Source organism: Rhizohabitans arisaemae, from assembly GCF_025996515.1.
GTDB lineage: Bacteria > Actinomycetota > Actinomycetes > Streptosporangiales > Streptosporangiaceae > Rhizohabitans > Rhizohabitans arisaemae.
Genome location: NZ_BLRH01000029.1, coordinates 346,559 through 368,275, shown reverse-complemented (window position 1 = coordinate 368,275; position 21,717 = coordinate 346,559). Strand labels below are relative to the sequence as shown.

The following is a 21,717-nucleotide window of genomic DNA, read 5'->3' as shown; positions in this document are numbered from 1 at the left end:
CCGGGCGGCGCCGGAGCCCACCGGCGCCGCCCGGCCACCGGCCGATGCGCCTACCCGCCTTTGCGCACGGACACGGGCACCCCCGCGCCCAGACGCGTCTGCTGGCGCGGAACCGAGAGCACCATGAACGGCCGGGCCCCGGCGAGGCCGAGATCCCGGAGACGTCCGGCCATCGGATTCGGCGACGAGCCGACGGACAGCCGTACCTGATGGGAGGGGTGCAGCCGGGTGGAGCCCTTGACGTCCACCAGCGAGCGCAGGGTCTCGCCTTCGCGCTGGGAGTACAGCACCAGATCCGCCTCCGGACCCGGCACCCATGGGCCGAGCTTTCCGGACAACTCAAGCAGGTCCGGTACGGCTACCGCGAGCCGGCCCTTGCCGAGCTGGAAATCTATCTCGGTGGTGAACGTCCGATGCCCCCATATCTCCCGCCCGCTCACCTCCGCCGTGTCCGAGCTGACCGCGACATCGATCACATGCGCTCCCGATCGCCGGTGGTGGGGGCGCTTCATCAAGTCGGCCCAGACCAGAATCGGCCGCGGCTGCCACGGATCGTGCACGAGGATCGCCAAGCCCACCTCGGCGAACGGGCCGATACTCGACTCCCGGTGAGTCCGCGACAGCAGACCGACGATCGCCCCCGCCCACGGCATCACCGCGGGGCGCAGGCCCGTACCCTCCAGCAGCTTCAGCACGGCGGCCTGGTCGGCGGCGAAGTACGCCAGAGCCGACGACCCGTCGTAGGAGCGCAGCGGGAGCTCGACCGTCCCGCCGGTCGTCGTGCGCGGCGCCGTCGCGACCGTCAGGAACGGGAATCCGTCGGGCTCCTGAACCTTGTCCCAGAGACGGTATGCCTGCATTCGAGTGATCCCACCCCGATACGCGGTGAGATTTTCGTCGATGTGCTTGCGCGCCTCGGGCAGGTTGTATTCCAGGTCTTCCAGGTAACGCCAGGCGTTGTGGCACGCAGGGAAGTCGTGTGTGCCCACGTAGTCGACCACGTACCAGTCCGGGTGGAGGTGGAACGGCGAACCCGGCCCCTGCCCGTCCAGGCTGGGAATCAGGTCGTGCTGGTTGGTGATCGTCGCGACGAAGGAGTCCGACGGCGGGGTCTTCAAGTCCACCGGGGCCCCCACCGAGATGACATGTGTGATCTTGAATCTCCGGTTGAACGCGGGATCCTGGGCGATGTTCATCACCACGGCCCCGCCCTCGCTGTGTCCCATGAACAGGATCTCGGCGCCGTCGGGAATGCCGAAATCCTCGATCGCCTTGGCCACGGACCGGGTGTAGGGCGACTCGTTCATCAGGGTGTTCCGCCACGCGCCCACCAGGTCCTGCGGTGAGTCGTTGCGCGGCAGGCCCACCTGCATGCCCGGCGCGCTGATCACATAGCGGGTGCCCTCGATCTCCTGGATGAGAATCCGCCCGGTGTTGCCGACGAGGGCGATGTTCCTCATCAAGGTCGTGACGCTGATCTCGGTCCCCAGGCCCGCCACCGTCTCCTTGTCCAGATCGCACCGGGTGGCGTGCCCGTCCCCCACGTCCCAGCTGCAGACCATCCGCTCGGTGACGCCGAACAGGGTCTCCTCGTGAACCGGGCGCCCGGTGGCGATACTCCAGCCGGATTCGTCGTTGAGCGGGTTCTCGTCCAGGAGCGCGCGGATCGCCAGCAGCTCGGTGAAGATCGGAGCGATGTTGGTCAGCGCCTTCTGGATGCCCCGGCTCTTGATGAGCCTGCGCAGCGCCCGTACGGTCTCGAGGTCCTTGTCCGACCTGACCGCGGTGATCAGGTGGCGCAGCGTCTCGTCCTCGGCGAGCTCGGGGTGGAGCCGGGCGACGGCCTCGATCCGCAGGCGGAGCGAGGTCACCGCGACCAGCCGGGCCAGGCTCTCCTGACCGGTGAGCCCCCCCAGCTTCTCCACCGTCCCGGTCAGCGCGTAGCCCAGGCCCCGGCCGTTCGTCACGGTCTGGAGCAGACTGCTCTGCGCCTTCAACCCGGTCCTCGGCGACCGCAGCACGGTCGAGGTGAGAAGCCCCTGGGAGAGAACGGAACTCACCCGCGCCGACACCGCCTGGATCTCCTGCGCGGCCATGGCGATCTCCACGGCGACCCGCTTGACGACCTCCAGGTCGGGGAGATCCTCACCGGTGACGGCAGGCACCCGGCTCGGCTCGGTCTCAGTGCTCATGGTCCCTCCGCCCGGTTGAGAACGCCTGCCGCACCGTCCGACGAGCCCCGGTCCGGGTCCGATTCGGGAGCGACTCCTGTCGTGGACGGCGGCTCGCCCGTCCCCCCGCCCTCCGATCGGCGACCGGCTCGCCCTTGACCGGCCGTCCCGCGCTCCAGGATCGCCCTGGCGTGTTCGTTGAGCCTCGCCGCGGCGACGGAGAGGTCGGCCGACGCGGCCATGCACCGATCGATCTGCCCGCGGACGACCTCCTCGAACCAGCCGGGCACCTGGGATCGCAGGCGCAGCTCCTGAGCCGCGTCCCGCAGGCGAAGCGCCTGCTCGGTCATCTTCTGCGCGTCGGCCCGTACGGAGTCCGCCAGCATCGCGATCCGGCCCGCCTCCCCGCTCATCGGAGCCTGCGCCAGGGGGAGAAGGCATTGCCGACACCGGCGAGCGCCGGAGCGAGCTCGGGGTGATGGCGATGCAGGACGTCGAGCATGCCGGTGTTCTCGACCCACTCCAGGCCCTCCGGGGTGTAGACCTCCGGCGTGTAGTGGTCGGTGAAGAACGGGTCGCTCTTGAGCCGCCGGGACGCCATCAGCACGAAGATCCGGAATGCGGTCTCGGAGAACCCGAAACCCTTGGGCGGTTCCTCGGCGTACATGCCGATCATCGTGTCCACCTGGTCGATCTGCCCGTCGTAGATCTCCTCGATCTCCTTGGCCCACACGGCGTTCGGGGTGAGCCCGTGGAAATCGCGGACCGGCGGCTTGCGCAGCATCGTGCGGAAGGCGTTGTAGCGGGGGACGCCCCGCTCCCTGTCCCTGAGGATGTCGACGGTCCCGAGGTCGAGGTGCTCACCGCTGATCCGCACCAGGTTTCTGAGCGCGTCCGGATGGTTGTGCAGCGTGATGGCACCGGGGTGGGCGACGCCGAAGGAGTAGAAGAGATCGGACATGCCGTAACGCGTGACCGCGTCGCGCGTCCCCGCGCCCTGGATCGGGGCGAAGTCCACCCGGTCGACGAGCTCCCCCCGCCGGTTCGACCGGATCTCGTACTCATCCGGGATGAGCGGGTGGAGGCGGTAGCAGGTGACGAACTCCTCGGTGATCGAGTAGGGGGCCCCGTGGTGGTTCATGGGTGAGCCGAGAATCCCGGAGATCACCTCGCCGTCCCCCACCCGGCCGTACCTTCTCCGGAATCTCGGCCCGGCGAGCCCGCTCCAGTTCACGTTCATCGCGGCCACGGTGGCCGGGTGGGAGAGGATGCCGGGTGTCCACTCCACTGTGTGGATCTTGGCCATGACCGCGGCGTTGACGAGCCTGGCGGTCTGGAAAAGCTCTTCGTCGCCCCACGAGGGATACGCGGCCCGCAGCCTGTCGCAGACGGCGTTGTGCTCTTTGGCGAAGAGCGTGTGCAGCATGGACAGGCCGACCCAGTAGTTGTCCGAGAAACCGGTGAGGTCGATCCCGTCCAGCCCGGGGCGGTCGTCCTGGGGAAGACGGCCGTCCTCCAGGATCAGCTTCCCGTCCTCGCCGGTACGGAGCCTACGGCACCGCTCCTCGGAGCTGCCGTAGACCTGCGAGCCGTCCCACCAGTGGGTGACGGTGTTCTCGTAGGTGGGAGGACGGTCGGACCGGGTGTGGCTCACCGGGTCGGGACGGGTCCGGCGGACCCGCATCGGACGTTCGTGCCAGTCGTCGTCGTCCCGGAGCCCGACCTCAAGGGGCTGTGCCTCGTGGTTGTCGCCGTGGCTGAACCAGTCGTGGTTCTGGAACTGAATCCACGCGGCGGCCAGCAGGTTCAACGACGGAGCGGGCTGGAAGGCCCGGCGCCGGAGCAGCCGCCTGCTGATCTCGCGGGGGCTGGGGCTCATCATCCGCCCGGCGTCGGGGAAGGTCATCTCCAGGGGGGCGTTTCGGTCGAACCGCGTGCCCGCCCGTCCCATGTCCTCGTCGTAGGCGTCGTACCCGGAGCCGTCGTAGGTGCGGTGTCTGGGCCGGGGCCGGCCGGACGGTTTACGGTCCCCTTCCCCGCCGGCTCCCACCGTGTCGTGCAGGTTGTGTTCCCGGAGCCCGTCGCGCATCGCCGCGAGCCGGACGATCGCCAGCGGGGTCGGGAGCTCGTGCCACTCCCGCGGTTTGACCAGTCGCCGCAACGTTTCTGTGGCGGGCGGCCTCGTCCCGGTCTCCGCCGTCCCGTCGGCGGCCTCCGGCGGGCGGCCGACGGCCACGCGAGGATCCGGCCCGGTCTCCGCCGATTCCGCCGGCGGCTCCCGGCGCGGTTCAGACTGCTGTTGTTGAGGTATGTCGCTGTGCACGGTCCCATCCACCGGTGACGCCTCCTTGCCATGCCCGTCGGGTGATGGCCCAAGCCGTGTGGGCCGCTGCCGCTGCTTCGCCATGCTCCGTCCCCCCGACCGCCCTTCTGGGCAGATGACCCAACCACCAACAAATACCGCCAATTACCCTGAGTAATCGGGTGTTGACTTCCAATCACACTAACTCCCCGACTTCACGGAGCGCGACACATAACAAGGCCCGCGAGATTTCACCATGCGACTTATCCAGCAAACAGAACGCCGGAAAACATGCCCTTTCCATGGGTCGAACCATGAATGTGACATGCGCATCGAGAACAAGCCGAGTGGACAGGTGAGCACGCCCGACGCGGAGGATATATTCCAGAGAAAGCGCCGTCACCACCGAGGGAGCCGATGATTGCGGTCATCGGGATAAGAGCCGGCGCTCAACGGCCGACGAAGGGGTGCGCCCAGTGACGATCGTGCGGGAAGTAGTATTCGACCTATTCCGAAATCACGAAATTTCGACAATCTTCGGCAATCCAGGGTCAACCGAGCTGCCCATGCTCAACCGGTTCCCGGATGACTTTCGCTACATTCTGGGATTGCAGGAGGCTGTCGTCGTCGGCCTCGCCGACGGGTACGCGCAGGCGAGCGGCACCACCTCCCTCGTCAACCTGCACACCTCCGCCGGGCTGGGCAACGCCATGGGCGCCATCATCAACGCGGCGGCCAACCGCACCCCGATGGTCGTCACGGCCGGCCAGCAGGTCAGGGCGATGATGACCCTGGAGGCGCTGCTGACCAACGTCAACGCGACCACCGTCCCGCAGCCCGCGGTCAAGTGGGCCTACGAACCCCCGCGGCCGCAGGACGTGCCCGCCTCCCTCGCCCGGGCCTTCCACATGGCGGCCACGCCCCCCATGGGACCGGTCTTCGTCTCCCTGCCGATGGACGACTTCGACGTCGAGATCGACGCGGCCGAGGTGATCCGGCGCAAGATCACCTCGCGGACGGCCCCGCTGCCCGAGGCGATCACCGCCGTCGCCGACCGGCTGCAGCAGGCGAGCAACCCCGTCCTCGTCCTCGGCGGCGACGTCGACGTCTCCGGGGCGTGGGAGTCGGCGGTGACCCTCGCCGAGCGATGCGCGCTGCCCGTCTGGGCCGCCCCGCTGGAGGGACGCGCCGGATTCCCCCAGGACCACCCTCAGTTCCGCGGCTTCCTGCAGCCCGTCATCCCGATGCTCTCCGCCCAGCTCGCCGGGCACGACCTCATCCTGGTGATCGGCGCACCCGTCTTCCGGTACTACCCCTACCTCCCCGGCGACTACCTGCCGGCGGGGTCCGAGCTCATCCACATCACCAGCGACCCCGACGAGGCCGCCAAGGCCCCGGTGGGCGAGGCGATCGTCGGCGACGTACGGCTCGCGCTGGAGGCCCTGGCGAAGGAGACGATGCCGGCGGGCCGGCAGCCGACGGGGGCACGCCCGGCCCCGCAGGAGGCCGTGCCCGGGCGGATGACCCCGGTGGAGGTCTTCGCGGCGCTCGCCGACTCCGTGCCGCAGAACGCCATCTGGGTGAACGAGTCCCCGTCCAACGCGCCGATCTTCCAGGACCAGGTGCGGATCGGCAGGCCCAACTCCTACCTGTTCACCCAGGGCGGAGGCCTCGGCTTCGGGCTTCCCGCCGCGGTCGGCGCCCAGCTGGCCAAGCCCGAGCGGCCCGTGATCGCGGTCATGGGCGACGGTTCCGTGCACTACGCCGTCCCCGCGCTGTGGACGGCGGCCCACTACAAGGTGCCGCTGACGATCATCGTGCTCACCAACCGGGAGTATGCGATCTTGAAATGGTTCGGCCACCTGGAGCATGTCGACGGCATCCCCGGCCTGGACATCCCGGGCATCGACATCTGCGCCATCGCGACCGGGTACGGGGTGCCCGCCCGGCACGTCAACTCGATCGAGGAACTCAGGGCCGCCCTCGGCGAACGGCCGGAGGGTCCCCGGCTCATCGAGGTCCCCATCAGCACCGTCCTGCCGAAGATCTAGGCGAGGAGGACGGCCGCCCCGATCGACGGGCGCACACCGTCCGACGCCACCGGCGAACCGCGATCGTCACCTCACCCACGATCTAGGAGAAGAAGATGACCACTCAGACCGAAGTCTCCTGGATGGGAGCGTTACGCGCCGGCCTGCCCGCCGACGCCGTCCTGGAGGACGCCGCCAGCCGCGCGGCCTACTCCCGCGACTCCGCTCCGTTCAGCCCCGCCGGGGAACCCGCGATCGTCGTACTGCCGACGACCGTGGCGGAGGTCCAGCACGTGATGCGGACCGCACACGCCTTCGGCGTCCCGGTCGTCCCCCAGGGGGCGCGAACGGGCCTCGCCGGAGCGGCCAACGCCGACGACGGCTGCATCGTCCTCTCCCTGCTTCGGATGAACCGCATCCTGGAGATCGACCCGGGCAACCGGCTGGTGCGCTGCGAACCGGGAATCACCAACCGCGCGCTCTCCGACGCCGTACGCGAGCACGGGCTCTTCTTCCCTCCCGATCCCGCGTCCACGGACACCTGCACCATCGGGGGCAACATCGCGGTGGGCGCAGGCGGGCTGTGCTGCGTGAAGTACGGCGTGACCGCGGACTACGTGCTCGGCCTGGTCGCCGTCCTCGCCGACGGGCGGCTGATGCCGATGGGGCGTACCACGGTGAAGGGGGTCGCCGGATACGACCTCACCCATCTGTTCGTCGGCTCCGAGGGCACGCTCGGCGTCATCGTCGAAGCGGTCCTCGCCCTGCGGCCGATCCGGCCGCCGTCCCTGGCGATGCTCGCGACGTTCGGGACCGCGACCGCCGCCGGAGAGGCGATCGCCCGCATCATCGCCGAAGGCCACGTGCCCTCCGCCTTGGAGCTCATGGACAAGACCAGCTCGCATGCGGTGGCCGAGCTGGGGCATCCGATGCTCTCCGCCGACGCGTCGGCCACGCTTATCGTCGAATGCGACGGCAACGACCCGGCGAACGAGCTGGCGTCGATCGCCGGACTCTGTCGCGGCGCCGGCGCGCTGCAGGTCACCGTGGCGGCGGACCAAGCGGAGTCGAAAAGCGTGCTGGAGGCCCGCCGGCTCGTGCTGCCCGCGATGCAGGCGCAGGCCGCCCGGATGCCGGGCAGGCCGACGGCGTTCATCGAGGACGTCGCGGTCCCCCGGACCAAGCTGGCGCCGTTCATCGATCAGATCGCCTCGATCGCCGAGAAGTATCGGCTCTACATCTCCACGGTCGGTCACGCCGGAGACGGCAACCTCCACCCGACCGTCGTGTTCGACAAGGACGACCCGGACGCGTTCAAACGCGCCCAGGACGCCTACGACGCGATCATGGCGGCGGGCCTCGCGCTTGGGGGCACCATCACCGGCGAGCACGGTGTGGGCATCCTCAAGCGCGATTGGCTCCGGCGCGAGCTGGATCCGGTCAACCTGGAGATGCAGCGCGGGATCAAGCGGATTTTCGACCCGACGGGGATTCTGAATCCGGGGAAGGTGCTCGAGTAGTCGGCTTCGACACGGCGAAGCTCGTCTTGGATGAGTCGAACATGTACGGCAGGGGCCGGTCCGCATCGAGGACCGGCTCCAGCAGTTCGTAATCCCGCCGCTGCAGAAATGCCTCGAGGATCGCCGGGCCGAGGAAAAGCCCCAGGCCCTTGCCGGGGCACTCCCCCGGACCTTTGGCGAAGGGGTGAATCCACCAGTCCCGCTGCCCCCGGCCGTCCAGCCAGACCTCGGGGGTGAACCGATCGGCGTACTCCAGCTGCGGATTGCGGTGGAGGATCACCGATGGGATCAGTATCTCGACCCCGGCGGGCACGATCTCACCGTCCCAGTCGACGGGCTCGGTGGTCACCCGGGTCAGGCTGGGCACGAGAGCCCAGAGCCGGAGGGCCTCCCAGAAGCAGGCCCGGAGGTGGTCCTCATCGCCCATGGCCCGCGCCCGGTGCTCGGGGTGCACGGCCAGGAGCGCCAGCGCGTGGAGGATTCCCAGGCTGGTCACGTCGAAGGCCATCATCCAGTGGGTCACCTGCCCGACCGGGTTGGTCTGCGGGGTTGTGGGCGCCTCGGGGAACCTGCTCATCAGGCTGCCCGGCTCGGCGGCGGAGGCGTACTTGGCGATGCGGGCGGCGAGTCTGTCGTACAGCTGGGCGGCCTTGTCCTTGGTCCACGGCTTGCGGCCCAGCCAGTTGGCGTTCCGCCGGAGGGCGAGCAGCATCTCGGTGATCGCGTCGTCCTCGCGGGCCGAGTCCCCGAAGAGGCAGCGCCGGGCGATTCTGCGGAAGGCCCGGAAGGCGTCCTCCTTGGTCATCACCGTGCCGTCGAGCTCCGACAGCAGTGCCTCGATCTCCTCGTGCGCCACGGCGCGGAACCGGTCTTTGAGTGGGTCGAAGGTGAGCACCGCGTCGTTGAACCGACGCCGATCCCTGCGCAGCTCACCCTGGGAGACGATCAGGGAGTCCGGTTGAAACTGCTTGATTCCCGCGACCTTTTGCGGATTGGCCAGTGAGAAAACCTCATCCGACCCGTCCAGCACACGCTTGACGTCACCCTGGGAAAGCACGAGCAGCATCTTTCCGCTTAAGCCTTTGACCCACACCGAGCGGCCGCCGTACCGAACCCGCATTTTTGTAATGAGATCCGCTGCTTTGCGATGTGTGTCGAACTTTGTGGTGACACTGGTCCAGAAAGGGGTCAGAATGAAGATGCCACGGAGCAGACTGGTAGCCGTATAGAGCGTCGAGAACTGCAGGTTCTCTCCTGCGGAGGCGTGCGGGATTCCCTTTGTCATCGTGTCGAACCTCCTGGATGGTCTCTGTCGACGAACCGCCGCGTGAATCTCACCGTACGCGATCATTTTGCGGTTATCAGCCAGGGCCGCCAACACTTTTACATTACCTCCGCGCAACCCTCCCACCCGCCAGAACAATTTCCGAAATAGTCCGAAAAATCATCCGAGCAATAGGAGATGGCGCGCTATTCATCGCCATATTTGACAACCAAGGCGATGGATCCACCGGCGAACCCGGCCGGAAGGACACCTTGACGCAGGCGGAACTACTTGCAACAGTCTAGCTATTGCAAGTCTCTCGCATTAGGACGTCGCTTGCCGAACATCGCCCCCACCACCGGCCCGCACACCTCCGGCCGCGAAAACCCGTGCTGAACCGCACCCTGCTCGACCTGGCCCGACCGGGACGCCCCTGGCTGGCGGCGGCCGTCGCCGCCGGAGTCGTCGTCTCGGCCACCTACGCGGGCCAGAGCCTGCTTCTCACCGTGGCGATCGCCATGGGCCTCGACGGCGACCTGAACGCCGCGGTGCTCGCCGGATGCGGCGCGCTCGCCCTGGTCGCCGTCCGCGCGTTCCTCATCTGGGCCCGCGAGCTCGCCGCCGCACGAGGCGCGGAGCGGGCCAAATCCGAGCTGCGCGACCGGCTCCACCGGCACCTGCTCACCCTCGGCCCCGGCTACGTCGCCGAAAAGCGCACCGGCGGGGTGCTGACCACCCTGGTGGACGGCGTCGAGGCGATCGACCGCTACGTCGGGGTGTTCCTCCCCCAGGTCCTCGTCTCCGTCCTCGGCGGGGCGGGCCTGATCGGTGTCCTGATCGTGATCGACCCCGCCGTTGCGGGGGTGGTGACCGTGGCCGCCGTGCTCGCCGCCGCCGCGCCCCGGCTCATGCGCCGCAGGATGCAGGCCGGGCTGACCGCGTTCTTCACCGGATGGAAGACGTTGAGCGCCGACTACCTGGACGCGGTCCAAGGGCTCCCCACCCTCAAGGCCGTCGGCGCCGACGACCACTACGGACGGCGGCTGTCCGACAAATCCTGGTCCTTCTTCCGCGACTCCCTGCGGTTCACCGCCGTCTCGACGATCTCGGCGGGTTTCGTGGGGTTCTTCGCGGCGCTGGGCACCGCGGCGGCCGTCGGCCTCGCCGCCTGGCAGTACGCCTCCGGCGCGCTCACCCTGCCCGCGGTCTTCGCCGTACTCCTCCTCTCCCACGAGGCGTTCCGCCCGGTCACCGAGCTCATGTCCGCCTTCCACGCCGGCCAGGCGGCGTTGCCCGCCGCGCGGGGAATCGAGGAGCTCCTCGCCGCGGAGCCCGCCGTCCCCGACTCCGGCGGGCTCCGGCCGCCCCCCGCCGCGGTCGCCCCCGAGGTGCGATTCGAGAACGTGGTCCACCGGTATCCCGGCCGGGAACGACCTGCCCTCGACGGCGTCACGCTCACCTTGCAGGCGGGCCGGACCACCGCGGTGGTGGGCAGATCCGGGGCGGGCAAGACCACGCTCATCCGCCTGCTCCTCCGGTTCGCCGACCCGGCGCGGGGACGGCTGACCCTGGACGGCCACGACCTGCGTGACCTGCCGCTGGCCGACCTGAGGTCCCGGATCGCGGTGGTCTCCCAGGAGACCTTCCTGTTCCACGGCACGGTCGCCGAGAACATCGCCTTCGGCCGTACCGGCGCCACCCGCTCCGCCGTCGAGCAGGCCGCGCGCGCCGCCCACGCCCACGACTTCATCGCCGACCTGCCGGACGGCTACGACACCGTCGTCGGCGAGCGGGGCACCCGGCTCTCCGGCGGGCAGCGGCAGCGGCTCGCGATCGCCCGCGCGGTCCTGTCCGACGCGCCGCTGCTCGTCCTGGACGAGGCCACCTCAAGCGTCGACGTCGCCGCCGAGCGGGCCGTGACCGCCGCACTAAACCGGCTGCGCGCGGGCCGTACCGTCCTGATCATCGCCCATCGGCTCTCCACCGTGGCCGACGCCGACCATGTGATCGTCCTCGACGAGGGCCGGGTCGCCGAGGCGGACACCCCCGCCGGGCTTCTCGCCGCCGACGGGGTCTACGCCCGCCTCGTCGCCCGCCAGCAGGAGGGAACACCGTGACATCGGGTGCCTTGACCGCGCTGCTCCGGCCGCAGCGAACCCGGCTGGCCGTGGCGATCTGCTTCGGCCTGCTCGATCAGGGGCTCGCGCTGGCCGCCGCCCTCCTCGGCGCGGGATTGATCGGGCAGGCCTTGACCGGGGCGGATCCCGGGGAGCTCACCCCCGGGCTGATCGCGCTCGGGGTGCTGGTGCTCCCCAAGGTCCTGGCGGCGTGGGCGGAGTCCTACATCGCCCACGACCTGGCCTTCCGGGTCCTGGCCGAACTGCGCGACCGCTGTTTCCGGCGGCTCGCCGCCCTGACCCCGGGCTATCTGCTCCGGCGTCGCTCCGGAGACGTCGGCGCGACCGCCATGGCCGACGTGGAGGTGCTGGAGCTGTTCTTCGCCCACAGCCTCACCCCGCTCGTGGTCGCCGGCTCGGTGCCGCCCGCCTGCCTGATCGCCGCGTTCTGGGTGCACCCGCTCGTCGGCGCCGCGCTGCTGCCCGCCGTGGTCGCCATGGCCACGGTGCCGTTCTGGCTACGGCGCCGTTCCGCCGTACAGGCGACCAGGATGCGTGCGGCGGCGGGCGAGGCGACCGCGGAGACCGTCGACGCCGTGCAGGGCCTGGCGGAGACCCTCACCTTCGGCCGCCAGGACCACCAGGCCGACCGGCTGCGCGCCGCGACCGAACGTCTCAACCTCGCCACCCGGGCGCATCGCTCCCGAGGCGGGATCGAGAAGGCGGCCGGCCAGGCGATCGCAGCGGCCGGTCTGGTCGTCGCGCTGCTGGTGGCGCTGGCCCTGGTGAACTCGGGAAGCCTCGAACCCACCCGGGTGGTGCTCGTGGCGGTGCTCGGCGGCTTCGCGTTCCTGCCGCTGACGGGCCTGGTCGACACGTGGCGCGAGCTGTCCGCGATCCGGGCCGCCGCGAGCAGGCTGCTGCTGATCCTTGAGGCGGAGCCCGACGTCGTGGACCGTCCCGGCGTTCTCCCCCCTGCGCCGGTCCGGCCGGCGGTGACCTTCGCGAACGTCCGGTTCCGTTACGACCCCGACCTGCCCGACGCGGTGACCGGGATCTCGTTCGACGTCCCCGCCAACCACACGGTGGCCCTCGCCGGGCATTCGGGGGCGGGCAAGAGCACCTGTGCGTCCCTGCTGCTGCGCCATTGGGATGTAGCCGACGGAGCCGTGCGAATCGACGGTCACGACGTACGCGACCTCTCCTTCGCGCACCTGCGTTCCCTCGTCGTGGCCGTCCCGCAGGACACCTACCTGTTCGCCATGGACATCCGCGAGAACATCCGGCTCGCCCGCCCGGACGCCACCGACGCCGAGGTGGAGTCGGCCGCGCGCACGGCGTGCGCCCACGACTTCATCACCACGCTCCCGGACGGCTACGACACCCTGGTCGGCGAACGCGGCGCCCACCTGTCCGGAGGCCAGCGGCAGCGGATCGCCATCGCCCGAGCCCTGCTCACCGGGGCGCCGATCCTCGTGCTGGACGAGGCCGTCTCCAACCTCGACGCCGAAAGCGAGGCCGCGATCGACGAGGCGCTGCGGCTGGCCCGGGGCGCGCACACCACCCTGATCGTCGCCCACCGGCCGTCCACGCTGCGCGGCGCCGACATCGTCGTCCTCATGGAGCGGGGGCGCGTCGTCGACGTCGGCCCCCACGAGGAGTTGCTCACCCGATGCCAGGCCTACCGGCGGCTGCTCGCCCATCCCGGCTGAGTGACGCCCCACGCAGGTCGATCCGGCGTGGGTACGGCCTGCGGCGGCGCTCCCCCGGCCTCGCGGCAGCCCGTACCGAACCGGGCGGCGAAGTCCCGCGTCGGCCGTACCGCCCCAAATCGGAGCGGTACGGCCGGCACCGGCATGTGTCCCGGCCGGGGGCCTAAGTGTAGGTGGTCAACTGCTGACGACGCCCTAGAACGGCATGCAACGACCGCATGCGAGTCCACCGCCGAGGCTCGGACAGCACCACCTGCGTGTCCTCCCCCCTCGGCAGTAGTGATGTCCGCAAGGTCGGGCATGAGCGATCCCCGAGGGAGCGAGGAACCCCAAGAGGCGATCGCCCAGGGACCCCAGAGCCTTCAACATGGCTTCTCCATCCCATGACCGAATTTCGATATCCGGTCATGACATTGGATTGTTGGGCGACGCCGTAGAACCGCTGTAGACAATCCGTAGAGCGTCCGTTCCGGCGGCAGCCGTACCGGACGTCGATGTTCAGGTACGGCGGGCGGCCACCGTGGGCGCCGCGGCGGGCCGGGGTTCAGAAGAGCTCGGCGATGTCGTCGATGCTCATCGCCAGCAGCGCCAAGGCACCGCCCGCCAGCAGTGCGGCGGCCACACCCACCGGATGGGGTGCGGAGACAGCCGCCCACGATCCGGTGACGCCCACGGCCGCGACCGTCAGCAGGCACAGGTTCCGGACGACGTGACGGGCGCCGAGGGGGGTGGTCGACGTGCCGAAACACCGGCACGGTGTACGGGCCCCGCGGCGGAGCACACCCGCGATCGCCACGGTGAAGGCGGCGAGGAGCAGGCCGGCCAGGACGAACCCCGGTACGACGAGCGGGGGGACGGCGAGGGATATCACGATCAAGCCCTCACATGACACGACGGCCAGCCCGGCGGGCCGCACCCATCCGCTGCGAAACCCGGACAATTGCCGTACCGAGCCGAGGAACTCGGCGAACGCGGCCGGACGGACCTTACCGGAGGCGGAGACCAGAAAGACGATCCCGAGCAGCGCCCGGCAGCCGATCACGACATGGTCCATGAACAGGCCTATACCTTCATACGCCGCGAGACGACCCCGATCAGCTGGTCACCGGCGTAGTAGCCGACGAATCGGGAATCTGCGCTTCTCGCGCGATTGTCCCCTAGGAGCACCAGGGAGTTCTTCGGAACCCGTGACCCCGGAGCCACCTTGGCCGCCGACGCCACCTCGTCGGGGACCAGGTCACCGGGGAGCGCGGCCGCCCGCTTGATGATCCACTGGTGGGGCCGCACCGAACCCTCCACGACCACGACTTGCCCGGCGCTTATCCCGTCGATGGGCGTCCGGCGGACCAGAACCCGCTCACCCTCGTGATAAGTGGGCTCCATGCTCGGTCCCCGGACCGTCACGACCAGGAAACGACGGCGAATCAGCAACACAGCCGTCAGGATCGACAACACGCTCACGGCGCCGAGCAACTCGATCATGATTCTCCCCCGACGAGGGCGACATCGTCACGATAGCCCTCCGCCTGAAGCCGGAACAGCTCCGCGTACGACCCGCCGACCCGGATCAGCTCATCGTGGCCGCCCTGCTCGATGATCTTACCGTCCGCGAGCACGACGATCAGATCGGCGTCGCGGATCGCCCCGAGCCGATGGGAGATGAGCAGACTCGTCCGGCCTTCCCGGAGCGTGCGGAGCCGCCGGTGGATCTCGTGTTCGGCCCGCGCGTCCAGTCCGGCGCTCGGCTCGTCGAGGATCATCAACTCGCAGCCGTCCCGCAGCAGGGCACGGGCGATCGCCAGTCTCTGCCACTGCCCGCCGGAAAGAACCACCCCGGTCTCCGGGTCGTCCTTGTCCACCTCGCTGAAGAAGACCCGGCTGAGCATGGTGTCATAGCCGTTCGGCAGCCGTTCCAGCACGTCGTCGACGCCCGCCCGCTCCGCCGCCGCCACGATTCGATCCCGGTCCTGAAACGCCGGGAGGTCACCGAGACCGATGTTCTCCGCCGCGGTGAAGTCGTAGGACATGTAGTCCTGGAAGACCGCGCCCACCCGCTTCCGCAGATCCTCCACCGCGAGGTCCCGCAGATCGACGCCGTTCCACAGAATCGAACCGGATGTCGGCTCGTAAAAGCGGCAGAGCAACTTCACCAGGGTGCTCTTCCCCGCGCCGTTGAGCCCGACCAGCGCCACCGAGGAGCCGACGGGGATGGTGAGGTTCACCCCCTGGAGGATCCACGGATGATCCTCGCTGTAGCGGAACCAGACATCACGCAGCTCGATGTCGCCGCCCTCCGGCATGGGCTGCGGCCGCTCCGCCCGTACCAGGTCAGGCTCCATGTCCACGATCGCCAGAAAATGGCCGAACAGGAGCAGATCCTGATGGGTGGCGGCCAGCTGCTCGGCCAAGGCGACCAACGCCGACTGGACCGAGGCCACCGCCATCACGAACATCGAGATGTCGCCGGGGGTGCCGACCCCGTTCAGTGCCTGGGAGACCGCGTAGAACAGCCCGGCGCCCACCGTGCCCGCGCTCAGCAGGCTCAGCCCCGACTGGACGGCCAGCTCACGGCGGTCCAGCTTCCGGTGCTCGACGTTCGCCCGCAGCTGCTCGACCCGCATCCGCCCGCGGAGGAAGTCACCCAGCCCGAAAAGCCGGATCTCCTTGGCGGCCTGGACGTCGGCGAGCAACCGCCCGTAGAAGAACTCCCGGCGCTCCATCGGGCTCACCTTCCACATGAGGCGAAAGCGCCGACGGCTCAACGAGATCTCCGCCAGCACCGTGGGCACCGCGGCGAGGAGCACCGCCCCGGTGATGACCGGGCTGATCACGGCGAGCGAGCCGACGAAGCCCAGCACGGTGATCACGCTCTGGACGATGCCGAGCACCCCGTCCACGACCTGACCGGGGATCCGCCGGGCCGCCTGCTCGGCCAGGCGCAGCCGGTCCAGGAAGGCCGGGTCCTCGAACCTGGCGAGCCCGGCGAAGCCGTTCACCTCCGCGTACAGCCGGTCCTGGGTGCTGAGTTCGAGGGACCGGCCGAGCTCCGCCCGTAGATACCGGCGCGCGTGCGGAAGCATCGTGGTCAACGCCGTGACCGAGATCAGGCCGATCGCGGCCGGCATCACCGGGGCGGCGGCCTGGCCGATCAGCCCGTCCACGATGATTTTCAGCAGCCACGCGGTCGTGACCGGGACCACCGCCATCACCACGGTGATGGCGACGAACCCGATCAACCGGGCCGGCCCCGCCTGCCAGGCCAAGCGGAGGGCCGTGAACAACTCCCGGAGACGGAGGCCCTTCTCCTCTCCGGCGGTCACACCCTGAGCCGTCATGCCTTGACGGGAGTCGGCAGCACCGAAAGGTCGTGCGCCGCGGCGTCGATCGTGTGGTCGGGGCCGAGCAGGCAGAGGGTCGGGAAAGCCTGCACGCCGAAGGCCTTGGCCACCTCGTCCTTGTCGTCCAGCACCACCCGGGCCACCGGGGAGAGCGCGGCCACCATGTCGGCCGAGTCCTCGTTCCCGACGATCACCGCCAGCAGCCGGTCCCTGCCGCCCGGGAACGTCGTGGCATACGTCACGAACTCCGGCAGCGTCGTCTTGCACGGCTCACAGCTGGGCGAGAAGAACGCGGCGATCGAGCCGTCGGCGAGCATGTCGCGGGAGATCGGCCGGTTGTCCACCGTCTCCGCGACGAACTGCTCGATCGTCGATCCGGCCTTGGGCAGGCCGCCACGGGTGGAACTCGCGAGCTCCGCAAGCTGCTTGGTGTGCTCGCGGAGCCGACGAACCACCCCGAACGTCAGCAAGAGGTTCAGCCCGAGGAGCACGGTCAACACGATCACGGCTGCGGTCAGATAGGGCACCGTCGTCGATCCTCTCAGGTGAAGTCCAGTGGCGGTTCAGCGCCGACTGGCGTGGAACTTGGGGTTCGGCCGTCAGACCCGGCCGAGTCCGTACGAACAGATGCCGATCGCAGGGGCGGAGGCACGGACTCCGCCGCGAACCCACGATTGACTCGATACCGTGCGGGAGACGTCCCGCCGGACGGAGATTCCGTCCGGCGGGCGCCCAATCGCTCTCCGCCGTTAGCTGCAGGGGTTGCAGTAGACGCCGGTGTGTCGGCTGCAGCAGTACCGCTGCCTGATGCTGCTGCTTCCGCAGGGCTCCCACCAGCAGCTCATCGCGTCGGCATCCTTCTTGGGCACGAGCAGTTCAAGCAGCTGGTCACCGAGCAGACCGAGACGCTTCACCATTGTCTTTCCTTTCCAGTAGCCAGACGCGGATGCCCGGCTACTGAGCAGGAGTTTCAAACACCTGGGTAGAAGTCCTGTAGGGAATCTGTTGCGAAAATGGACAGCTGGTCTAGACCGGCTATCCACAAACCTGGGGACTCACATCTGCAGGTGTCATGCGGTGAGCGGATCACGGCCATGCGATGCCTCCAGAACCGTGCTCCGGCCCCCACGCGTGCCAGGGGCTTAGGCACCGGCGGGATTCCGAGATCCGCTGGCGACGGCGACTGATGCCCGTCGACCGGAAACCGGCCGACGGGCCCGGCGTCAGGCTATGGGCGGTACGTCGAACAGGGCCAGCAGTCAACCCGCGTAAGATCGGGAAGATAGCAGCACTGTCGCCACGTGCCCGGCCTCCACCAGCACTCCTCGGTCCAGCAGTGCCGTGGGGAGGCTTCCCCGTGTCCCTTGGGCGCGACCAGGCTCAGCAGCCGGTCGGCGAGCGAACCGATACCTTTCAGCATCGTTCCTCCATTCCACTGACCATTCCTATTGCGGCCACCCGGACTAATCGTCAAGGAATGCTGTAGAAATTCTGTAGGAAAGGTCGCGGAGGGAAGGGCCGACGTGAAACGGCCCGTGAAATCGCAGGCTACGGACGATACTCGCAGGGACCGCAGGTGACTCGGTCAGGGTAGTAGCAGCACCGCCTGGAGTGCCGGGCGCCACATCGTTCGTACCGGCAGTCGCCGGCGTTCGCACTCCCCTTGGGAGCGACCAGGCCCAGAAGGCGGTCGCTCAGGGAACCCAGAGTCCTTGACATGGCTCCTCCATCCCATGGCCAAATTTCCTGATACTTGGCCGTTGAGCGGGATTTTTCTACGGCACCGTAGGGGATCTGTAGAAAATCTGTAGCGAATCGATCTTGAGGGTCCCGCCGACCCGGACACGACCGGTCGGCGGGACCAGGGACTTCATCGCCGGACGGCTTGTAAGGGGAAAGCCGACTACGGGCGGTAGATGCAGGGGCCGCAGATGGTGTGGCCGGTGTCGTGGTAGTAGCAGCACTGCCTGGAGTGCCGAGCGCCACATCGTACGTACCAGCAGTCGGCGGCGTCGGCAGCCTTCTTTGGTACGAGCAGGCCTAGAAGGCGATCGCTCAGGGAACCCAGATTCTGCAACATGGCTCCTCCATTCATGACCGAATCCTGATATCCAGTCATGGCATTAACTGTCCAACAGCACCGTAGAAATGCCGTAGAAAACCTGTTGTGACTCGACCCCGGGGTGCCCGCCGACCGGGATCAGACGGTCGGCGGACATCACGGGCTTCGCCTGCGCGACGCTTGCTAGCTTCTGCAGGGGTCGCAGAAGAGGGTGCTGCTGTCGGGGTACCGACAGCAGCGCTGGATGCCTGTGTTCCCACACGGGCTCCACCAGCAGGTCCATGCCTGGGCATCGCCCTTGGGGGCGAACAGCCCGAGGAGTCGGTCACCCAACGTACCGAGTGTCTTCACCATCGTGTCTCCCTTCCTATGGCCGGATCCCGTGGCCGGCCACTGTTCAGATGGACGGGCAGATCCATAGAACCGCGAGGGTTCTGTGGTGACCCGCCTGGGATTGCTCATGCCCCGCTCCGGGCCGGCCCCGCGAGCGGGACCGAACTTGGATTTAGTAGGGCTGGCAGGGCAGGCAGATGTAGGTGCTGCTGTCGGGGTAGCGGCAGCACCAGGCACGGCGCATGGCACCACAGCTTCTGTACATGCAGTGCGGCTGCGACGCCTGGGCCTCACCCTTGGGGGCGAAGAGCCCCAGAATCCGGTCGCTGAGTGTGCTGATCGACTTCATCGTTGTCCTCCCTCGTAAGGACCGGATCCCGCTATCCGGTCATGTCACCGGATTGTTGGGTACGGCCGTAGGGAGTTCGTTGGGGACCGAAGGGGCGTCGTCCCGACGACCGCGAGGTTTGAGACCGCCGGAACGGCATAGACCCTCCGTCCGATACTCAAAGGACTTCCCCAGGAGGCCACGCGGTTTGAGGTGCTGCGCCCCTCAGCGGACGGAGTTGCGGACCACGGTATCCGTGTTCTTCTTGGGCACAGGCAGACCTGATAGCCAATCGGCTACCCAACCACTACACCGAGTAGCCGTTTTCGGCTATCCGATAGGGTGATAATTGGCCGTATAGCAACCAATATAATTGTTGATTTTCTGTTGTAGAAGTAGCGTAGAAATGGCGTAAAAAGTAGAATCTCCGCTGAGATCAGGGGGCCTCGGATGATGTCTACAAAGTTTCGATGTTTAGGGCCTTTAGAGGTGTGGGACGGCGACCGCTGGGTCTCACCTAGTGGCGGAAGGGCGCGCTCCGTACTCGCCGCCTTGATCGTCAAAGCCCGACAGAATGTCTCAGTCGATTACCTGGTATACGATCTCTGGGGTGACAATCCGCCTTCGACCTGCAGAACTCTTATCCGAGGCCACGTACTCGCGTTAAGACGGATAATCCGCGGCGAAGCTTCCCACGTCATCCAGTACCGTGCCGGCGGCTACCAATTGAATGTGGACCGTGACGCGGTCGACGCCTCAAATTTCGAAGACCTATGTGATGAAGGATTGATTCTTCGCGACAACAGGAATTCTACTCGGGCTTCAGTTCTTTTGAAAAAGGCGCTCTCACTGTGGCGTGGCCCGGTGATGGCGGATGTGCCCGTGACACCCTCGATATGCACCTACACGGACGCGCTCAACGAACGCAGGCTGGCGGCGCTCCAGTGGCGGATCGAGGACGATCTCGACGGAGGGCAGCCCGACCAGCACATCACCGAGCTTGTCGGTCTCGTGGCCGAACATCCGTTCCGTGAAGGGTTCGCGGCCCTGCTGATGCGCGCCCTTCTCCAGGCCGGAAGAGACTCCGAGGCGCTCAAGTTCTACGCCCGTCACCAGCGCAGACTGCGGGAGGACCTCGGCGTCGACCCCGGCCCGGAACTGCGTCGGCTCCATCAGGAGATCCTCATCTCCGAACGCCGTCCCGACCCTCGAACGACCGCCTCACCCCATCTGACGTACCTCCGGCGCTCGCTGTCGGATGGGTTCACCCCGGCTCAGATGCCGGCCTCCCCTGCGGACTTCACCGGACGCCGAGAGGAAATCGACCGACTGACCGAAATACTGGCCACGCACGACCGAGAAGCGCTCACCACGGTCGCCGTCTCCGGGCTCGCCGGCGTCGGCAAGACCACACTCGCCGTTCATCTGGGCCACCGGCTCGGCGAGCGCTATCCGGACGGGCAGCTCTACGCCGACCTCACCACCGGGGCCTCGTCCGGGCTTGTGCTCGGGCAGTTCCTCCGTGCTCTGGGCGTCGCCGCGACCTCGATCCCCGAGTCTCTCGCCGAGCGGGTGCAGCTCTACCGAAGCCTGCTGGCGAACCGTCAGGTCCTGGTGCTCGTCGACAACGCCAAGACCGAGAAGCAGGTACGGGCGTTGCTGCCGGGCTCAAGCGAGTGCGCGGTGGTGGTGACCAGCCGCCGGCGACTCCTCGGGCTGGAGGCCGCTCGGTTCGTCGACCTCGACGTTCTGGACCCGGATTCGGCCGTCGACCTCTTCACCAAGATCGTTTCCTCCGGGCGGGTCACGAGAGAGCCCGGCCCGGCCAAGGAGATCGTCGAGCTTTGCGGCAGATTACCGCTCGCCATCCGGGTCGCCGGGGTACGGGTGACTGCCCGCCCGGAACGGCGGCTCGCCGCGTTCGCCGAAGAGCTCCGCGACGAGAGTTCGCGCCTCACCCAGCTGAAGGTAGGCGACCTCGACGTACGGGCCACCATGGTCAGGTCGTACGCCGACCTCCACGAGCCCCAGCGACGGCTGTTCCGCCTGCTCGGGCTGCTGGACGTCCCGCACTTCCCCTACCAGACCGCCTCCGCGCTGACCGGCATGCCGGACCATGTGTGCCGGGAGTGGTTGTTCTCCCTGGTGAACGCGCACCTCATCGATGAGATCTGCCCGGCCTCCTGCGAGCAGCCCCGTTACCGCATGCCGGAGTTGATTCGCATCTTCGCCCGGCACCAAGCGGAGTTGGAGGACGATGTGCGCACCCAGCTGTCCGCTCTCGCCCGGGCGTTCGGCGGCTGGATGCTGCTCATGGACGACGCCGACACCTGGTCCCCGTGCCACATCACCGCCGCGCTCCCCCCACCGCACACCGACAGCGTCCCAACTTGGACCCACGGATCGAAGGCGACGCCGAACTGCCGCACCTGGAACTCCACACTCCCCTGGCGGAACAGTGCCCCGGCGGAACCGGAGAGCAAAACACCTTCTGTGCCCTTACCACGACCTCATTCCCCGTAGTACGCACTTGGGCGACC

Annotated in this window: 15 protein-coding genes; 5 read left to right on the top strand and 10 right to left on the bottom strand. The window is 68.2% G+C overall.

All coding sequences use genetic code 11. The annotated features are described in order from the left end of the window. Positions 1-50: 50 nt before the first annotated feature. Genes RUR_RS13180 through RUR_RS13170 form a run of 3 tightly spaced genes read right to left on the bottom strand, consistent with a single transcriptional unit; the run spans position 51 to position 4,407 of the window. The gene (locus tag RUR_RS13180) at positions 51-2,192 is read right to left on the bottom strand and encodes an alpha/beta hydrolase family protein (RefSeq protein WP_283135294.1); all 2,142 of its coding nucleotides are present in this window, start codon (positions 2,190-2,192) and stop codon (positions 51-53) included. Beyond that, complete coding sequence (locus RUR_RS13175) at positions 2,189-2,584, bottom strand: hypothetical protein (protein WP_283135293.1); 396 nt, start codon at positions 2,582-2,584, stop codon at positions 2,189-2,191. Before RUR_RS13175 ends, RUR_RS13180 begins: the two co-directional genes overlap by 4 nt. Then, a complete protein-coding gene (locus RUR_RS13170) occupies positions 2,581-4,407 on the bottom strand; it encodes a peroxidase family protein (protein WP_283135292.1) in 1,827 nt (608 codons plus the stop codon). The genes RUR_RS13175 and RUR_RS13170 overlap by 4 nt, the downstream gene beginning before the upstream one ends. Positions 4,408-4,940: 533 nt before the next feature. On the opposite strand from RUR_RS13170, the gene mdlC reads away from it, so the two are divergent. Both mdlC and RUR_RS13160 read left to right on the top strand, forming a co-directional pair. Beyond that, positions 4,941-6,524, top strand: a complete 1,584-nt coding sequence (gene mdlC / locus RUR_RS13165; protein ID WP_346349038.1) for a benzoylformate decarboxylase — start codon at positions 4,941-4,943, stop codon at positions 6,522-6,524. 95 nt (positions 6,525-6,619) lie between these two features. Beyond that, a complete protein-coding gene (locus tag RUR_RS13160; protein WP_283135290.1) occupies positions 6,620-8,023 on the top strand; it encodes an FAD-binding oxidoreductase in 1,404 nt (467 codons plus the stop codon). Here the strand turns inward: RUR_RS13160 and RUR_RS13155 are convergent. After that, complete coding sequence (locus RUR_RS13155; protein ID WP_283135289.1) at positions 7,968-9,308, bottom strand: cytochrome P450; 1,341 nt, start codon at positions 9,306-9,308, stop codon at positions 7,968-7,970. The genes RUR_RS13160 and RUR_RS13155 overlap by 56 nt on opposite strands. 368 nt (positions 9,309-9,676) lie before the next feature. Between RUR_RS13155 and RUR_RS13150 the strand changes: the two genes are divergently transcribed. Together RUR_RS13150 and RUR_RS13145 are read left to right on the top strand one after the other, a co-directional pair. Further along, positions 9,677-11,404: an ABC transporter ATP-binding protein gene (locus RUR_RS13150; protein WP_283135288.1), complete on the top strand. Its 1,728-nt coding sequence runs from the start codon at positions 9,677-9,679 to the stop codon at positions 11,402-11,404. Then, positions 11,401-13,116 (top strand): ABC transporter ATP-binding protein, encoded by a 1,716-nt coding sequence (locus tag RUR_RS13145; RefSeq protein ID WP_283135287.1) that lies wholly within the window; start codon positions 11,401-11,403, stop codon positions 13,114-13,116. The genes RUR_RS13150 and RUR_RS13145 overlap by 4 nt, the downstream gene beginning before the upstream one ends. Positions 13,117-13,660: 544 nt before the next feature. Here the strand turns inward: RUR_RS13145 and RUR_RS13140 are convergent. The 6 genes from RUR_RS13140 to RUR_RS13115 form a co-directional block, all read right to left on the bottom strand. Next, the gene (locus RUR_RS13140; RefSeq protein WP_283135286.1) at positions 13,661-14,170 is read right to left on the bottom strand and encodes a MauE/DoxX family redox-associated membrane protein; all 510 of its coding nucleotides are present in this window, start codon (positions 14,168-14,170) and stop codon (positions 13,661-13,663) included. Between the two features lie 8 nt (positions 14,171-14,178). Next, on the bottom strand, positions 14,179-14,598 hold the full coding sequence (locus RUR_RS13135) for a S26 family signal peptidase (RefSeq protein ID WP_283135285.1): 420 nt from the start codon (positions 14,596-14,598) through the stop codon (positions 14,179-14,181). Continuing rightward, positions 14,595-16,451, bottom strand: a complete 1,857-nt coding sequence (locus RUR_RS13130) for an ABC transporter ATP-binding protein (protein WP_283135284.1) — start codon at positions 16,449-16,451, stop codon at positions 14,595-14,597. The genes RUR_RS13135 and RUR_RS13130 overlap by 4 nt, the downstream gene beginning before the upstream one ends. After that, entirely contained in the window at positions 16,448-16,981 is a 534-nt protein-coding gene (locus RUR_RS13125) for a TlpA disulfide reductase family protein (RefSeq protein WP_283135283.1), read from the bottom strand. Before RUR_RS13125 ends, RUR_RS13130 begins: the two co-directional genes overlap by 4 nt. A gap of 222 nt (positions 16,982-17,203) precedes the next feature. Beyond that, a complete protein-coding gene (locus RUR_RS13120; protein ID WP_283135282.1) occupies positions 17,204-17,371 on the bottom strand; it encodes a hypothetical protein in 168 nt (55 codons plus the stop codon). A 1,650-nt stretch (positions 17,372-19,021) separates the two neighbouring features. Beyond that, on the bottom strand, positions 19,022-19,198 hold the full coding sequence (locus tag RUR_RS13115) for a hypothetical protein (RefSeq protein WP_283135281.1): 177 nt from the start codon (positions 19,196-19,198) through the stop codon (positions 19,022-19,024). A 429-nt stretch (positions 19,199-19,627) separates the two neighbouring features. Between RUR_RS13115 and RUR_RS13110 the strand changes: the two genes are divergently transcribed. Further along, positions 19,628-21,700: an AfsR/SARP family transcriptional regulator gene (locus RUR_RS13110; RefSeq protein ID WP_346349037.1), complete on the top strand. Its 2,073-nt coding sequence runs from the start codon at positions 19,628-19,630 to the stop codon at positions 21,698-21,700. Positions 21,701-21,717: the final 17 nt, after the last annotated feature.

What these genes read in the sequence shown, in the direction of transcription:
- RUR_RS13180 (WP_283135294.1), bottom strand. Translation starts at nt 2,192, where the DNA reads ATGAGCACTGAGACCGAGCCGAGCCGGGTGCCTGCCGTCACCGGTGAG.
- RUR_RS13175 (WP_283135293.1), bottom strand. Translation starts at nt 2,584, where the DNA reads ATGAGCGGGGAGGCGGGCCGGATCGCGATGCTGGCGGACTCCGTACGG.
- RUR_RS13160 (WP_283135290.1), top strand. Translation starts at nt 6,620, where the DNA reads ATGACCACTCAGACCGAAGTCTCCTGGATGGGAGCGTTACGCGCCGGC.
- RUR_RS13155 (WP_283135289.1), bottom strand. Translation starts at nt 9,308, where the DNA reads ATGACAAAGGGAATCCCGCACGCCTCCGCAGGAGAGAACCTGCAGTTC.
- RUR_RS13140 (WP_283135286.1), bottom strand. Translation starts at nt 14,170, where the DNA reads ATGGACCATGTCGTGATCGGCTGCCGGGCGCTGCTCGGGATCGTCTTT.
- RUR_RS13135 (WP_283135285.1), bottom strand. Translation starts at nt 14,598, where the DNA reads ATGATCGAGTTGCTCGGCGCCGTGAGCGTGTTGTCGATCCTGACGGCT.
- RUR_RS13130 (WP_283135284.1), bottom strand. Translation starts at nt 16,451, where the DNA reads ATGACGGCTCAGGGTGTGACCGCCGGAGAGGAGAAGGGCCTCCGTCTC.
- RUR_RS13120 (WP_283135282.1), bottom strand. Translation starts at nt 17,371, where the DNA reads ATGGTGAAGCGTCTCGGTCTGCTCGGTGACCAGCTGCTTGAACTGCTC.
- RUR_RS13115 (WP_283135281.1), bottom strand. Translation starts at nt 19,198, where the DNA reads ATGAAGTCGATCAGCACACTCAGCGACCGGATTCTGGGGCTCTTCGCC.
- RUR_RS13110 (WP_346349037.1), top strand. Translation starts at nt 19,628, where the DNA reads ATGATGTCTACAAAGTTTCGATGTTTAGGGCCTTTAGAGGTGTGGGAC.